The 14,428-nt window shown below is 71.6% G+C and carries 14 protein-coding genes; 9 read left to right on the plus strand and 5 right to left on the minus strand.

Annotated elements, in window-relative coordinates; all coding sequences use genetic code 11:
* Window positions 1-172: 172 nt before the first annotated feature.
* From mraY to ABD951_RS07295, 3 genes are all read left to right on the plus strand, one after another.
* Window positions 173-1,246 (plus strand): phospho-N-acetylmuramoyl-pentapeptide-transferase, encoded by a 1,074-nt coding sequence (gene mraY, locus ABD951_RS07285; protein ID WP_345343105.1) that lies wholly within the window; start codon window positions 173-175, stop codon window positions 1,244-1,246.
* Window positions 1,247-1,432: 186 nt separating this feature from the next.
* A complete protein-coding gene (locus ABD951_RS07290; RefSeq protein ID WP_425569807.1) occupies window positions 1,433-2,305 on the plus strand; it encodes a polysaccharide deacetylase family protein in 873 nt (290 codons plus the stop codon).
* 221 nt (window positions 2,306-2,526) lie between these two features.
* Window positions 2,527-3,015: a GNAT family N-acetyltransferase gene (locus ABD951_RS07295; protein ID WP_345343109.1), complete on the plus strand. Its 489-nt coding sequence runs from the start codon at window positions 2,527-2,529 to the stop codon at window positions 3,013-3,015.
* A gap of 23 nt (window positions 3,016-3,038) precedes the next feature.
* On the opposite strand, the gene ABD951_RS07300 is transcribed toward ABD951_RS07295, so the two are convergent.
* Complete coding sequence (locus ABD951_RS07300; protein ID WP_345343111.1) at window positions 3,039-3,689, minus strand: ACT domain-containing protein; 651 nt, start codon at window positions 3,687-3,689, stop codon at window positions 3,039-3,041.
* Window positions 3,690-3,973: 284 nt separating this feature from the next.
* On the opposite strand from ABD951_RS07300, the gene gatC reads away from it, so the two are divergent.
* Window positions 3,974-4,273, plus strand: coding sequence for an Asp-tRNA(Asn)/Glu-tRNA(Gln) amidotransferase subunit GatC (gatC, locus tag ABD951_RS07305; protein ID WP_345343113.1), 300 nt, complete (start codon window positions 3,974-3,976; stop codon window positions 4,271-4,273).
* On the plus strand, window positions 4,270-5,739 hold the full coding sequence (gene gatA, locus ABD951_RS07310; RefSeq protein ID WP_345343115.1) for an Asp-tRNA(Asn)/Glu-tRNA(Gln) amidotransferase subunit GatA: 1,470 nt from the start codon (window positions 4,270-4,272) through the stop codon (window positions 5,737-5,739). Before gatC ends, gatA begins: the two co-directional genes overlap by 4 nt.
* Before the next feature lie 49 nt (window positions 5,740-5,788).
* Here gatA and ABD951_RS07315 read toward each other — a convergent pair whose 3' ends face one another.
* The 3 genes from ABD951_RS07315 to ABD951_RS07325 are packed head-to-tail and all read right to left on the minus strand — an operon-like array spanning window position 5,789 to window position 8,984.
* A complete protein-coding gene (locus tag ABD951_RS07315; RefSeq protein WP_345343118.1) occupies window positions 5,789-6,928 on the minus strand; it encodes an NAD(P)/FAD-dependent oxidoreductase in 1,140 nt (379 codons plus the stop codon).
* A gap of 35 nt (window positions 6,929-6,963) precedes the next feature.
* Window positions 6,964-8,316: an alpha/beta-hydrolase family protein gene (locus tag ABD951_RS07320; protein WP_345343120.1), complete on the minus strand. Its 1,353-nt coding sequence runs from the start codon at window positions 8,314-8,316 to the stop codon at window positions 6,964-6,966.
* The gene (locus tag ABD951_RS07325; protein ID WP_345343122.1) at window positions 8,313-8,984 is read right to left on the minus strand and encodes a hypothetical protein; all 672 of its coding nucleotides are present in this window, start codon (window positions 8,982-8,984) and stop codon (window positions 8,313-8,315) included. The genes ABD951_RS07320 and ABD951_RS07325 overlap by 4 nt, the downstream gene beginning before the upstream one ends.
* Before the next feature lie 241 nt (window positions 8,985-9,225).
* Between ABD951_RS07325 and ABD951_RS07330 the strand changes: the two genes are divergently transcribed.
* Window positions 9,226-10,398, plus strand: coding sequence for a sensor histidine kinase (locus ABD951_RS07330; RefSeq protein WP_345343916.1), 1,173 nt, complete (start codon window positions 9,226-9,228; stop codon window positions 10,396-10,398).
* Between the two features lie 9 nt (window positions 10,399-10,407).
* Window positions 10,408-11,070, plus strand: a complete 663-nt coding sequence (locus tag ABD951_RS07335; protein ID WP_345343124.1) for a response regulator — start codon at window positions 10,408-10,410, stop codon at window positions 11,068-11,070.
* A gap of 67 nt (window positions 11,071-11,137) precedes the next feature.
* On the opposite strand, the gene ABD951_RS07340 is transcribed toward ABD951_RS07335, so the two are convergent.
* Window positions 11,138-11,665, minus strand: a complete 528-nt coding sequence (locus tag ABD951_RS07340) for a mycothiol transferase (protein WP_345343126.1) — start codon at window positions 11,663-11,665, stop codon at window positions 11,138-11,140.
* 114 nt (window positions 11,666-11,779) lie between these two features.
* Here ABD951_RS07340 and ABD951_RS07345 point away from each other — a divergent pair, with 114 nt between their 5' ends.
* Window positions 11,780-12,811, plus strand: coding sequence for an ATP-dependent 6-phosphofructokinase (locus tag ABD951_RS07345; protein ID WP_345343128.1), 1,032 nt, complete (start codon window positions 11,780-11,782; stop codon window positions 12,809-12,811).
* 55 nt (window positions 12,812-12,866) lie between these two features.
* Window positions 12,867-14,378 (plus strand): Asp-tRNA(Asn)/Glu-tRNA(Gln) amidotransferase subunit GatB, encoded by a 1,512-nt coding sequence (gene gatB / locus ABD951_RS07350; protein WP_345343130.1) that lies wholly within the window; start codon window positions 12,867-12,869, stop codon window positions 14,376-14,378.
* The last annotated feature ends 50 nt before the right edge of the window (window positions 14,379-14,428 follow it).

A 14,428-nucleotide genomic window follows, 5' to 3' on the forward strand; every position in this document is an offset into this window, starting at 1 on the left:
GCGTGGGGGCTGCGGACAGCCGCTACGGTGTCACCGGGGATCGTCCGTCAACCCGAGCGGACTCCGTTGGACAGGCTCGGGATGCGGGTTCGCCCACCGACGTGTTTCACCGGACATCTCCTGTGCTCGATCGGGTTCGACGACTGCGGAGACCGCACCACCTGGGGGAGTGTTGAGGCAGATCCTTGTCGCGGCGGGAATTGCGCTCGTGGTGTCGATTCTGTTGACGCCGCTGCTGATCACGGCGTTCTCGCGCCAGGGATTCGGCCAGGAGATCAGAGTGGAGGGGCCGGCGAGCCATCAGTCCAAGCGCGGGACCCCGACGATGGGTGGGGTCGCGATTCTGTGCGGCCTGTGGGCCGGTTACCTGGGGTCGCATCTGTTCGGTGTCGGGTCCCACGCGGACGGTCCGTCCGCCTCGGGCCTGTTGGTGCTCGGACTCACCACCGCCCTCGCGGGCGTCGGATTCCTGGACGACTACATCAAGCTCCGGAAGCGACGCAACCTCGGCCTGACGGCAACCGGAAAGTACGTGGGACAGATCTCCGCTGCCGCGATCTTCGCCGTGCTCGTACTGAAGTTCCGCGGTGGGAGCGGGCTGACCCCGGGCAGCACGGACCTGTCCTTCGTTCGGGACACCACGATCTCGATGGGTGTCCTCGGCTTCGTCCTGTTCACCTGCATCGCCGTGGTGGCGTGGTCCAACGCGGTCAATCTGACCGACGGGCTCGACGGCCTCGCGGCAGGGTCGATGGGGTTGGCGCTCGGCGGCTACGTCATCATCACCTTCTGGCAGTACCGCAACGCGTGCGAGACGGCTCCGGGCGCGGGCTGCTACGAGGTGCGCGACCCGCTCGATCTCGCGGTGATCTGTGCGGCCGGTGCCGCCGCGTGCGTGGGATTCCTGTGGTGGAACGCGGCTCCGGCGAAGATCTTCATGGGCGACACGGGCTCGCTCGCGCTGGGCGGACTCCTGGCGGGTCTGTCGATCACGACCAGGACCGAGTTGCTCGCCATCGCGGTCGGCGCGCTGTTCGTCGCGGAGGCGGTGTCGGTGGTGGTTCAGGTCGCCGTCTTCCGTGCGTCGCGTCGCCGCGTCTTCAGGATGGCGCCGATGCACCACCATTTCGAGCTCGGGGGCTGGCCCGAAACGGTCGTGATCATCAGGTTCTGGCTGGTTGCGGCCGTCGCGTCGGCGGCGGGTCTCGCGTTGTTCTACAGCGAGTACCTGGCGGCCGTCGACTGACGAGAACGGCGTCGACGAGGTCGGCGCCCGCCGCGCGCGGGACTCGGCCGGAGCTCGGCGATGCGCAATCGTGATCCTGAGAGTCGCTCTGTTGCAGCGGTATTCGACGGCCCGCGGGCGTAGCCTCCGACCATGGCAAGGTCGTCGAACCGAGCTGATGCGCTGACGCGAGCGGTGCGGACACCGATGGACCGGCGCACCGCACTGCGTGCGGCCGCGATCACGGTGCTGGCCGCGATCGGCGGGGTCCGCGTCGCCGCCGCGAACCCGATGCCGGAGATCCCGCTGCCACCCTGGCCGCCTGTTCCGGGACTTCCGCCGCTACCGGAGGTCGCGCTGCCGCCGCTGCCCGAGGTCGCGCTGCCCCCGCTCCCGACATTGCCACAGGCCGTGCCGGTGCCGGGGCTGCCACCGATCTCGCTGCCCCCGCTCGTGCCGAAGGTCCCCGCGCCTGCGGGCACGATCACCCGGCTGCCCGGGGAGTCGAACATGCTGGCGCTGACCATCGACGACGGGACCAGCCCCGAGGTCGTCGCGGCGTACGCGACGTTGTGCCGGGACACCGGGTTCCGGCTGACGTTCTTCCCGAACGGCGTCTACCGGTCGTGGACCGACAACGCGCCCCTGCTGCGGCCGATGGTGGACTCCGGTCAGATCCAGCTCGGCAACCACACCTGGTCGCACCCGGACGTCACCGCCATCTCGACGTCCGCGGTCGCCGACCAGATCACCCGGAACCGCGACTTCCTCCGCAACACCTTCGGGGTGGACGGTGCTCCGTTCTTCCGGCCGCCCTACGGCAGGCACAACGCCGCCACCGACCGGGTCGCCGCCGACCTGGGCTACCGCACGATCACGCTGTGGAGCGGCACGCTCGGGGACTCCCGCATCGTCACCGCCGGGGACGTCGTCGCGGCGGCGCAGGGCGCGTTCACGCCGCAGGCGATCGTGCTCGGGCACGCCAACCAGCGCGTCATCCCGCAGTCGTACCCACAGCTCGTGGACCTGATCGTCAGCCGCGGTCTGCGCACCGTGACGCTGGCCGACGTGTACGCCTGACGCGCGCCGGTCCACCCTCCGGTCGTGGTGGTGAACATCACGCCACCCTGGTGCGCCCACCGCGTCGGCGGTGCGGCCGTCACTCGGCGTGCTCCGCGATCCGACCAGGTGAGAGGCATGCGACGCGGGGGGACGGAGGTCCGTCATGCGGGCGCCCCGCCCCCGCACCCGCCCGATCGGACAGGTTGAGGCGTGTGCGGCCTTGCTGCGATAGTGACGCCATGATCACCATTCGCCCCGCCGACCCCGCCGATTTCGACGCCGTCGCCGACCTCACCGTCGACTCCTACGTCGGGGGCGGATTCGTGGCGGAGGCGAGCAGCTATGTCGCCCGGCTGCGCGACACCGCGAGCCGGGCAGAGCAGGCCGAGGTTCTCGTCGCGGAGTGGGACGGCGAGGTCATCGGTTCGGTGACGATCGCCGAGCCGAACACCCCGTTCTCCGACGTGGCGCAGCCGGGCGAGCTCGAATTCCGGATGCTGGCCGTCTCGTCGGCCGCGCGTGGCAAGGGCGCCGGCTCGGCGCTGGTCCGGCACGTCCTCGACACCGCCTACGACCGCGGGCTGCACGGGGTGGTGATCTCCACCGAACCGGAGATGGTCGACGCTCGCCGGATCTACGACCGCAACGACTTCGTGCACCACCCGGAACGGGACTGGGAGCCGGTTCCCGGCATGCCGCTGACGGTGCTGGTCCGCGAGATCGTCTGATCCTCCGGGTTCCGCGGACGCCCTCAGCCGAGGACGGTCGCCACGATGCCCGCGAGGTAACCCAGTCGCGCCACCTCCGACGGCCGGAACTCCGGTCCGCCCGAGCGGCCCAGCACCAGCACCCGGCCCGAGTGCCCCAGTGGCGCCGCGGCCAGCGTGGTGTCCATGTCCTTCCACACGTCCGGAACCCAGTCGGCCCGCGCGTCGAGCACGGTCGGCTTCTGCAGGGGCATCCACGGTACGTCACCGGCGTGCGTCTCCGGGGCGCCGACACTGCCGACCACCCGGAACGCTCCGCGGGGGCCGACGCCCACCACGGTCGCCCAGCTGACGCGCAGCACGCGGGCGGCGCCGTCGACGAGCACCTGCAGGCGGTCGTCGCGGGCGGTGGCGACCTGGTCGATCAGTTCCAGTTCCCGGTGGGTGTCGAGCAGCCCGGTGTAGGGGCGGATCGAATCCACCCGCACCCCACTGAGTTTCTCGGCGGACGTGATCAGCGCGTCGGGCAGCGAGCCGTGCGCGATGTCCACCACCAGGTCGTCGACGGCGAATCCGGCGCCCCGCTCGACGACGTCGAGGGAGAGAATGTCCGCGCCCACCGAACCGAGCGCGACTGCCAGGGCGCCCAGGCTGCCGGGTCGGTCGGGTAGCTGGACGCGCAAGAGGTACGACACGGAAATCCTTCGGTCACAACAGGACGACCGGCCACACCCGGTCGCACGGGAGTCGTCGATGCCCCCGCCACCACCATCCTTCCACCCGGAACCGGCCGGTGCGGTGGCGAACTGGAGCGATCGGGGCGAACGCGCTGTTCGCCGCCGGAAACGTCACCCGCACGACACGCGCGCGTCCCCGGACGGAAACAGTGCCCGATCGGCGGCGGTGGATGCGGGGCGATCGCCGGAGCCCGATAGGCTGGACGGCGACCGCCCTTCGCCGACCTGAAAGGGGCCCACGGGTGCCTGCCATCTCCCGCGACGAGGTCGCCCACCTCGCCCGGCTGTCCCGGCTCGCGCTGACCGACGCCGAACTCGACGAGTTCGCCGGTCAGCTCGACTCGATCCTCAGCCACGTCAAGACCGTCGCAGAGGTCGCCGCGGACGATGTCCCGCCCACCGCGAACCCCTACGCGATGACCAACGTCACCCGGCCCGACGTCGTGCTGCCGTGCCTGACGCCGGAGCAGGCGCTCTCCGGTGCGCCCGCAGTCGAACAGGACCGGTTCGCCGTCCCGCAGATCCTCGGAGAAGAGCAGTGACCGACCTGACCGCGCTCGAGGCGTCCGTCCTCGCCGAGAAGATCCACGCCCGTGAGGTGTCCTCGGTGGAGGTCACCCAGGCGCACCTGGACCGCATCGCCGCCGTCGACCGCGACTACAACGCCTTCCTGCACGTCTCGGGCGAGGCGGCGCTCGCCGCCGCCGCGCGGGTCGACGCCGCCCTCGCGGCGGGCGACGGGCCGGCCTCGCCGCTCGCGGGAGTCCCGTTGGCGCTCAAGGACGTTTTCACCACGACCGACGCCCCCACCACCTGCGGGTCGAAGATCCTCGAGGGGTGGATGGCGCCGTACGACGCGACGCTGACCACCAAGCTGCGCGAGGCCGGGATCCCGGTGCTCGGCAAGACCAACATGGACGAGTTCGCGATGGGGTCGTCCACCGAGAACTCCGCGTACGGTCCGACCCGCAACCCGTGGGACACCAGCCGGATCCCCGGCGGGTCCGGCGGCGGCAGCGCGGCGGCGCTCGCGTCGTACCAGGCGCCGCTCGCGATCGGCACCGACACCGGCGGCTCGATCCGCCAGCCGGCCGCGGTGACCGCGACCGTCGGCACCAAGCCCACCTACGGCACCGTTTCCCGGTTCGGTCTGGTCGCGTGCGCGTCCTCGCTGGACCAGGGCGGGCCCTGCGGGCGCACCGTGCTCGACACCGCGCTGCTGCACGAGGTGATCGCCGGCTACGACCCCCGCGACTCGACGTCCATCGACACTCCGGTGCGGCCGGTCGTCGAGGCCGCCCGGCAGGGCGCGACCGGCGACCTGAAGGGCGTGCGGGTCGGTGTGGTCAAGGAACTGCACTCCGACAGTTACCAGCCCGGCGTGATCGCCTCGTTCGACGCGGCGGTCGCGCAGCTGACCGCCCTCGGCGCCGAGGTGGTCGAGGTCTCGTGCCCGAGCTTCGAGTACGCCCTCGCGGCCTACTACCTGGTGCTGCCGAGTGAGGTGTCCTCGAACCTGGCCCGCTTCGACGCGATGCGGTACGGCATGCGCGTCGACAACGGCGACATGAGCGCCGACCAGGTGATGGCCGCGACCCGCGCCGCCGGGTTCGGCAAGGAGGTCAAGCGGCGCATCATGATCGGCACCTACGCGCTGTCGTCCGGCTACTACGACGCCTACTACGGTTCCGCGCTCAAGGTCCGCACGCTGATCGCCCGCGACTTCGACGCCGCCTACCGGAAGGCCGACGTCCTGGTCTCGCCGACCAGCCCGTTCACGCCGTGGAAGCTGGGCGAGAAGGTCGACGATCCGCTGGCGATGTACCTGTCCGACCTGTGCACCCTGCCGACCAACCTGGCCGGGCACTGCGCGATCTCGGTCCCGTCCGGCCTGTCCGCCGACGACGGCCTGCCGGTCGGCCTGCAGGTGATGGCCCCGGCTCTCGCCGACGAGCGGCTCTACCGGGTCGCCGCGGCCTACGAGGCCGCCCGCGGGCCGATCGCGTAACGCCGCGCGCCGGTGGTGCGGTCACGGGCCCCGTGACCGCTCCACCGGCCTACGGCCCGAACCAGCGCTTGCGCCGGTCGATCGCGAATTGTTCCTTCTCCCTGGCGAGTTCGGCCGACGGCCCGTACAACGGTGCCACCGGTGCCGGCCCGGAGAGGAAGTCGGCGTCCACCTTGCCGACGAGCCCGTCGCCGAATTCGATGTAGCACGACCCCTGGCCGCGGTACCGGTCCGGCGGTGGTCCGCCGTGCAGTGCCGCGACGATGTTGGCCGCGACGGTGCGCGCGGCGTTCTCGGCGAACACACCGGCCCGCGGGACCGGGGCGTCGGCGCAGTCGCCGACCGCGTACACCCCGGGGTAGGGCGTCGCGAGCGTGGCCGGGTCCACGTGGATCCAGCCGTCCGCGCCGCCCTCCGTCAGACCCGACTCCGCGACGACCCGCGGGACGGTGTGCCGGGGGATGCCGATGAACAGGTCGTAGCGCAGGTCGCCGGTTCGGTTCAGGGCGGTGTGCGTGGCCGGGTCGAGCGCGCGGACCCGACTGCCCGGCGTGTAGCCGATCCCACGGTCGGTCAGCGCCTGCACGAGTGCCGCCGACGTCGACTCGGAGACCGGGATCGGGGAGGGCATCGGGCTGATCACCCGGAGGTCCGTGGCGTCGCGCAGGCCGCGCCGCACCAGTTCGTCGTGCAGCATCAGGGCACCCTCGTACGGGGCGGGTGGGCACTTGAACGGGACGCTCAGGACACCGATCAGGATCGTCCCGCCGGTGAACGAGCGGAGGCGGTCGCGGAGCCGGCCCGCGCCCGCCACCGAGTAGTACTCGTGACCGTCCTCGACGAATCCGGGGGTGGCCCCCGGGTCGTACTCCGCGCCGAGCGCGACGACGAGGGTGTCGGGTTGGTACTCGGACCGGTCGGTGACGACGCGGCGGGTCCGCGGCTCGATCGACGTGACGGTTTCGCGCCGGAACTCGACTCCCGGTCGGTCGAGGTCGGCATAGGGAATCCGGACCTCGTCGACCGACCGGCCGCGGAACAGCACGTCGATCTTCGAGAAGCCGAACACGAAGCCGTCGGCCTGATCGACGAGCGTCACCCGGACCTCGTCCGGCACCGACTCCGACAGAGACGCAGCCAGTTCCAACCCACCGAACCCTGCGCCGAGGATCAGCACGGTGTGCATCATTCGAGTATCCCCGGATCCGGGCCGCCGGTACAGGGTCAACAGTCCGGCAGCGCGGTGCCCTGATCGGTGCCGTACCGGTGTCCGTGGCCAGGCGCCGCATCGAGGGACGTGAGCAGGTCGACGGAGGTCTGCAGGAAGCTGACCACCGGGAGCCACCGCGGCGTGGGTGCGTCGGGGCGCGTCCCGTCCAGCCGCGGCGGCGAGAGGATCAGGCCCGGAGACCAGTGCACCACCGGATCCGACGCGTTGGCGAGGACCGTGACACCCGGCCCCGGGGTCCGGCCGGCCGGGGGGCCGGCCAGCAACACCCCGCACGCGGCGTCGGTGGCCGCGGCACCGACCGCGCCGAGGCTCTGCCCGTACAGGTGGACGGCCGGGCGCGCGTCCGGGGGCATGTGCGACACCCGGTCCGCGACGGCCGCGTACAGGGCGCGGGCCGAGCGGCGTGCGCTGTCCCGGTCGAACACGAACGTCACCCAGCTCGGCGCGGCCGAGTACTGCACCGCGACCTCGGCCACGTTCCCGGCGAACCGGCGCTCGAACCCGGCGACGGCGTTGCCGTCGATCCAGCCCGACCCGGTCGGCACGGTCACCACGACGTGGGAGCGTGTCAGTCCACCGGCACGCTCCAGTTCGCGTACGGCCAGCCGGACGCGAGCGTCGAGGTCGGGTGCGCTGTCGAGGCCGACGTACGTGCGCACCGTCGACGCGGCGGCGGGTGCGGTGACGAACCGCCGTCCGTGACCGCCGAGGGTCTCCCACGGCGTCAGCGACGCCGCGCTGCCCGACATCGACGGCGACTCCGGTCGCGGCAGCGACAGGTCCGAGGCGGCATTCGACGCACCGAGGGCCTGGGCGACCGGGGTGGCGGACGGACCCAGCCGCAGCGTCCCGATCACCGCGCAGACCAGGAGCACCGCCGCCAGCCGCCGCCGGCCGAGTCGGCGCACCAGCGCGGCCACGCCGGACGCGGCCCCCACCAGGACGCCGGCGACCACGCCGCCGCCGGCGAGAACCGCCACCCAGTGGGACATCCCGACACTCGACAGGCCCATCGCCGCGCGCAATCCGTTCTGCCACCGGTCCGCCGCCAGCACCGCCGCGCCGAGCGTCGCGGCACCGGCCGTGGCGACCACGAGGCGGGCCCGGGACACGGATCCGCCCGTCGCCGTTGACCGTTCGCCGACCCGATACCACGCCCTCGAGATCGCCCAGCCCAGTGCCGCGAGAAGGCCGGTGAGGATCGCCTGCACCGCGACCCCGCGGGGAAGCAGCGACGGCGCCAGCGCGACCACAGCCCCGGTGGTCACACACACCGTGGTCGCGATCCGCGGGACGACGAGGCCGGCCCGGACCGCGAACGGTGCGGTCACCTCCGCCGCGGTCATGCCGGCACCGCCGTCGCGGCCGCGGTGGCTGCTGGTGACCGCCGGCGGCGAGACACCACCGCGGCGCCGGAGATCAGCAGGAGGCCGGCCCCGCCTGCGGCCGCGTACGCGCCGATCGGCTCGGGCCGGGGAGCGTCGAAGCGCTGTCGCCACGAATTCGAGTTCACCGCGGCGGCAGCGACATTGGCCATCAGGTAGCACGAACTCCGGGACTCGTCGTTCGGTCGCGAGGTGCACGCGGCGTGCATGCGTTCGTCGAGCTGCCGGTCCAGACTCCGGCGGGCCCACGGTCCGAGCGGCGCGCCGGCGAGGTCCGCGTACCTCAGCAGGTCGTAGCCGAGGTCGTGGCCCTTGCAGGCGGTGTCGAACTCGGCCGGAAGCGGAACCGGCGAGGAGCAGTCGCCGTTCGGGTCGACGAGCATCCCGTCGAGTTGCACCGGCCGGTAACCCATCACCGCGTCGAAGTCGGCGGGCATCGCGGCGGCGGCGGCGCTCGCGGGGTCGGTGGAGGTGACCGTCTCGATCGCATGCGCGGCCGAGGCCCGGGCCTGATGCGCGGCGGTGCCCTGCGCGGGGCGGGCCGTGGCGCCGGCGGGGTGCGGCGCGAGCGCGGCGGTGAGGGCGATGGCGCCGCCGACGGCGAGCGCTGTCCAGGTGGTTTTCCGCATGCCGTCGACGCTAGGAATCGCCTGCACACGGGCACATCACCCTGCGGCACGGTCATCGGGTCCCACCCCGGAGGTGGCGTCGGGTGCATCTCGTACCTGGGTACCGGTGCGCATCTCACCCTGAGGTATGAGGACTTTTCGGGCCGGGATTCCTAGTGTTTGCGGTGTGAGTGACAAGGACAAGGTGCTCGACAAGGCAGCCCGTGACGCCGCCGCGGCGGTCACGCCGAGACTGAAACGCATGACCACCGGCCAGTGGGTGGATCTCCTGGTGGTCTTCGTCAGCCTCGTCCTGTACGCGATCGCCTGGCCGACACTGCAGGTCACTCACCACGTGCCCGCCGGTGTGCAACCGGTGATCGCGGGCCTCGCCGCGTTGCCGCTGTTGCTGATCCGGGCGAATCCCGCTCTCGGGTGGGCGATCTCGGCGGCGGGTGCGCTGGTGATCCCGATCGTGTACGAGCGCACCGACGATTTCGACTTCCCGTGGCAGGTCGTGCACGTCATGGTGATCATGGCGCTGCTGCTCGCCGTGAGCATGCGCTCGCCACTTCCCGTCGTCGCGGTGGCGTGGATGGCGACCGCACTGCTGTTTCTCGCCGACGCCCCGGGGCAGGACGGGCGTGGCTGGGCGGTCGGACTGACCGTTCTGGTCCTGTTCGGGTTGCTGATCCGCTGGCTCGTGCTCTCCCGCCGCCAGCTCGCCGAGCAGGAGGAGGTCAACGAGGTCGAGCGGGCCCGGCGCGCGATCCTCGAGGAGAAGGCGCGGATCGCGCGAGACCTGCACGACGTGGTCGCGCACCACATGTCGCTGGTGGTGGTGCAGGCGCAGAGTGCGCCCTACCGGATCGACGGCGTGTCCCCGGAGGTGAAGGCGGAGTTCGAGTCGATCGGCGCCACGGCCCGCGAGGCGCTCAACGAAATCCGCGGCATGCTCGGTGTGCTGCGCAGCGACGGGCAGGAGCCCGAGAAAGCTCCGGCGCCGGGACTGGACCGGGTCGACGAGCTGATCGACGCGAGCCGCCGCGCCGGGATGACCGTGACCGTCGACCGCGCGCCCCTGCCCGAGCTGTCCGGGACGTGCGGCCTGGCGCTGTACCGCATCCTCCAGGAGTCGCTGGCCAACGTGGCCCGGCACGCGCCGGGCGCACCGGTGCGGGTGCGGTTGTCCGCGACCGCCGACGGGGTCGAGCTGGTCGTGACGAACGAGGCTGCCGCGCAGGAGATTTCCGCGTCGGGCTCGAGCGGCGGGCACGGCATCGCCGGGATGCGCGACCGTGCGCTGTCGGTCGGCGGGACGCTGACCGCGCACCCGACGCCGGGCGGAGGATTCGCGGTCCACGCGCGACTTCCGGTCGTCGCGACGGACCCGGGCGCGGAGTCGGTCACGGGGCCCGTCACCGGTCGGTTCTAGGCTGGCCGGGTGGCGATCACGGTGTTCATAGCGGACGACCAGGCGATGGTGCGACAGGGATTCGGGGCCCTGCTGGCCGCGCAGCCGGACATCAGCGTCGTCGGCGACGCGCCCAACGGGAAGGTCGCCGTCGACGAGGTCCTGCGACTTCGTCCCGACGTCGTCCTGATGGACGTGCGGATGCCGGAACTGAACGGCCTCGAGGCGGCGCAGCGCATCCTGTCCGCCTCGCTGCAGCCCCCGGTGCGGGTGCTGATGCTCACCACCTTCGACATCGACGACTACGTGTACGAGGCGCTGCGGGTCGGTGCGAGCGGATTCATGCTCAAGGACGCGCCGGCCGAGGAGCTGATCCGCGCGGTCCGGGTCGTCGCCGACGGACAGGCCCTGCTCGCGCCGTCGGTGACCCGCAGGCTGATCGCCGACGTCACCAGTCGACGCGCGGCCCGCAGGCCGGAACCCGCCCGGTTGGCGACCCTGACGCCGAGGGAACGCGAGGTGCTCGAACTGGTCGCGAGGGGACTGTCGAACACCGAGATCGCCGAAACCCTGTTCGTCGCCGAACAGACCGTCAAGACGCACGTCGGGAAGGTCCTCGGGAAGCTGAACCTGCGCGATCGCGCCCAGGCCGTCGTGCTCGCCTACGAGACCGGGGTCGTCGTCCCGGGCTGAGCCGCTCCCCGCGAGGGCGACGGCCGCGGAGCGTCGGGAATCCGGTTCCGGGTCGCGGACGAATCGATCAGGGTTCCGCGAGGAGCCCCCGCACATACGCGGCCTGCCCCAGGTGCTGCAGGCAGTCTCCGACGACGCTGACCAGTCGCACCGCGACCGTGACCGGAGGGTCCCACCGCCGGTCCACGATGCGGTCGAGTTCGGCACGGGTGAGCTCGTCGACGTAGCCGATCGTCGCGCGGTGGACGTCGGCGTGGTACCCGGCGAGCAGCCCTGCATCGGCGTGCACGGCGGCGACCTCGGCGCTGCCGTGCCCGTATCCCGTGTCGGCGGCCGGGAACGGCAGGTCGAATCGTTCCCGCCAGCCCCGCGACGTCCACGCCTGCTCCACTCCGGCCGCGTCGCTGATGTGATCGTCCTGCACCCGGGTGAGGTGCCAGAGCAGCCAGGCGATCGAATTCGCCCGCGGGCCGGGGCGATGGTCGGACACCTCCGGTGTCAGTCCGTCGGTGACGGCGACCATCAGCTCGCGGATCCGCTCGAAGTGATCGCGCAGCAGCGCAATCGCCGACTCTGCCTCCGTGTCCCGGCTCATGGGTCCACGGTAGGAGCGCGTGGGGAGGTGCGCAGCGGATCCGCCGGGATGCCGGGCGAGACGGGTGGGTGCAGTATTGGTCACGGACCCACCATCCGCGGACAGGGGTTGTCGATGACGAAGGTCGGGATTCTCACGAGCGGTGGCGACTGCCCGGGCCTGAACGCCGTCATCCGCGGCGCGGTGCTCAAGGGCACGACCGTCCACGGGCAGCAGTTCGTCGGCTTCCTCGACGGCTGGCGCGGCCTGGTCGAGGGCAACGTCATGGACCTCGACCGCCCGACCGTGCGGGGTCTGTCGCACGAGGGCGGAACGATCCTCGGCACCAGCAGGTTCGGGCCGTATCAGGGACCGAACGGCGGGGCCGAGAACATCGCCCGGACCCTGGACCGTCTCGGTGTCGACGCCGTGATCGCGATCGGCGGCGAGGGCACGGCCGCGGCCTCGCAGCGGTTGTACGACGAGGGCATCAAGATCGTCGGGGTGCCGAAGACCATCGACAACGACCTCGACCGGACCGACTACACGTTCGGTTTCGACACCGCCGTCGAGATCGCGACCGAGGCGATCGACCGGCTGCGCACGACCGGAAACTCGCACAAGCGGTGCATGGTGCTCGAGGTGATGGGCCGCGGGGCCGGGTGGATCGCGCTGCACGCCGGGACCGCGGGCGGTGCGCACGCCATCCTGATCCCCGAACACCCCGAGACGATGGAGCAGATCTGTGCCTGGGTGACCAGCGTCCGGGACCGGGGTCGCGCGCCGATGGTCGTGGTCGCGGAGGGATTCACGCTGCCGGGCATGACGGAGGTCTACTCGACGAAGGGCCTCGACGGCTTCGACCGGCCCCGGCTCGGCGGCATCGGCGAGGTGCTCGCGCCGATGATCGAGGAACGCACCGGGATCGAGACGCGGGCGACGGTGCTCGGCTACGTCCAGCGGGGCGGTGTCCCGACGGCCTTCGACCGAGTGCTCGCGACCCGGCTCGGCATGGCCGTCACCGACCTCGTTGCCCGCAGGCAGTGGGGAAACATGGTGGCGCTGCACGGCACCGACATCGCGGCGGTGCACTTCGACGAGGCCCTCGTCGACCACAAGCGGGTGCCGCTCGAGCGGTATCAGGAGATGCGCGTCATCTTCGGCTGACGGGGACGGACGGCTCGGGCCGGACGGGCGGGGTGGGGTCGCTAAAATCGGGGGCATGACTGCCGCCATGTCCGATGACCTGCTCGCCTACGACGACGTGCTCGCGAAGTTCGAGCCCGTGATGGGCATGGAGGTGCACGTCGAGCTGCACACCGCCACGAAGATGTTCTGCGGCTGCCCGACGACGTTCGGCGCCGAGCCGAACACCCAGGTGTGCCCCGTGTGCCTGGGCCTGCCGGGCTCGCTCCCGGTGGTCAACCAGTCCGCGGTCGAGTCCGCGATCCGGATCGGTCTCGCGCTGAACTGTTCGATCACCCCGTGGGGACGCTTCGCGCGCAAGAACTACTTCTACCCGGACCAGCCGAAGAACTACCAGATCTCCCAGTACGACGAGCCGATCGCGACCAACGGCCACCTCGACGTCGTCCTCGACGACGGCACCACGTGGCGGGTCGACATCGAGCGGGCGCACATGGAGGAGGACACCGGCAAGTCGCTGCACGTCGGTGGCGCCACCGGTCGTATCCACGGTGCGAGCCACTCGCTGCTCGACTACAACCGGGCCGGTGTGCCGCTGGTGGAGATCGTCACCAAGCCGATCACCGGTGCCGGGGAACGGGCACCCGAGGTCGCGCGCGCCTACGTCACCGCGCTCCGGGACCTGCTCAAGGCCCTCGACGTCTCCGACGTCCGGATGGACCAGGGTTCGATGCGCTGCGACGCCAACATCTCGCTGATGCCGATCGGCGCGCAGGAGTTCGGCACCCGAACCGAGACCAAGAACGTGAACTCGCTCAAGTCCGTCGAGGTGGCGGTCCGCTACGAGATGCGTCGTCAGGCGGCGGTGTTGACGCGAGGTGGCGAAGTCATTCAGGAGACCCGGCACTTCCAGGAGGCCGACGGGACCACGTCCGCCGGGCGTCGCAAGGAGACCGCCGAGGACTACCGCTACTTCCCCGAGCCCGACCTCGAGCCGGTCGCGCCCAGCGCCGAGTGGGTCGAGGAGCTGCGCGGCACCCTGCCGGAGCTGCCGTGGCTGCGCCGGGCCCGCATCCAGGCCGAGTGGGGTGTGTCCGACGAGGTGATGCGCGACCTGGTGAACGCCGGGGCCCTGGACCTCGTGATCGCGACCACCGAGGCGGGCGCGCCCGCCGACGCCGCCCGGTCCTGGTGGGTGTCGTACCTCGCCCAGCAGGCCAACACCCGCGGCGTCGAGCTCGCCGAACTCCCGATCACCCCGGCCCAGGTCGCGCAGGTGATCGCGCTGATCGACAGCGGCAAGCTCAACAACAAGGTCGCCCGGCAGGTCGTCGACCACGTGCTCGCCGGCGAGGGCGACCCGGAGCAGGTCGTCGCCGCCCGTCCCGAACTCGTCGTGGTCCGCGACGACACCCTGATCAAGGCCGCGGTCGACGAGGCGCTGGCCGCGAATCCCGATGTCGCGGAGAAGATCCGCAGCGGCAAGGTCGCGGCGGCCGGCGCCATCGTCGGCGCCGTCATGAAGGCCACCAAGGGCCAGGCCGACCCGGCCCGGGTCAAGGAACTCGTCATCGAGGCCTGCGCCTGACCCTTCCGCGCCACCGTCGGGTGTGCAGTGGTGGGCGCGGCCCCTCGGCC

It is taken from the genome of Rhodococcus olei (genome assembly GCF_039540555.1).
GTDB classification, from domain to species: domain Bacteria; phylum Actinomycetota; class Actinomycetes; order Mycobacteriales; family Mycobacteriaceae; genus Rhodococcus_G; species Rhodococcus_G olei.

What these genes read in the sequence shown, in the direction of transcription:
- ABD951_RS07290 (WP_425569807.1), top strand. Translation starts at nt 1,433, where the DNA reads ATGGACCGGCGCACCGCACTGCGTGCGGCCGCGATCACGGTGCTGGCC.
- ABD951_RS07295 (WP_345343109.1), top strand. Translation starts at nt 2,527, where the DNA reads ATGATCACCATTCGCCCCGCCGACCCCGCCGATTTCGACGCCGTCGCC.
- ABD951_RS07315 (WP_345343118.1), bottom strand. Translation starts at nt 6,928, where the DNA reads ATGATGCACACCGTGCTGATCCTCGGCGCAGGGTTCGGTGGGTTGGAA.
- ABD951_RS07320 (WP_345343120.1), bottom strand. Translation starts at nt 8,316, where the DNA reads ATGACCGCGGCGGAGGTGACCGCACCGTTCGCGGTCCGGGCCGGCCTC.
- ABD951_RS07325 (WP_345343122.1), bottom strand. Translation starts at nt 8,984, where the DNA reads ATGCGGAAAACCACCTGGACAGCGCTCGCCGTCGGCGGCGCCATCGCC.
- ABD951_RS07330 (WP_345343916.1), top strand. Translation starts at nt 9,226, where the DNA reads ATGACCACCGGCCAGTGGGTGGATCTCCTGGTGGTCTTCGTCAGCCTC.
- ABD951_RS07340 (WP_345343126.1), bottom strand. Translation starts at nt 11,665, where the DNA reads ATGAGCCGGGACACGGAGGCAGAGTCGGCGATTGCGCTGCTGCGCGAT.
- ABD951_RS07345 (WP_345343128.1), top strand. Translation starts at nt 11,780, where the DNA reads ATGACGAAGGTCGGGATTCTCACGAGCGGTGGCGACTGCCCGGGCCTG.
- gatB (WP_345343130.1), top strand. Translation starts at nt 12,867, where the DNA reads ATGACTGCCGCCATGTCCGATGACCTGCTCGCCTACGACGACGTGCTC.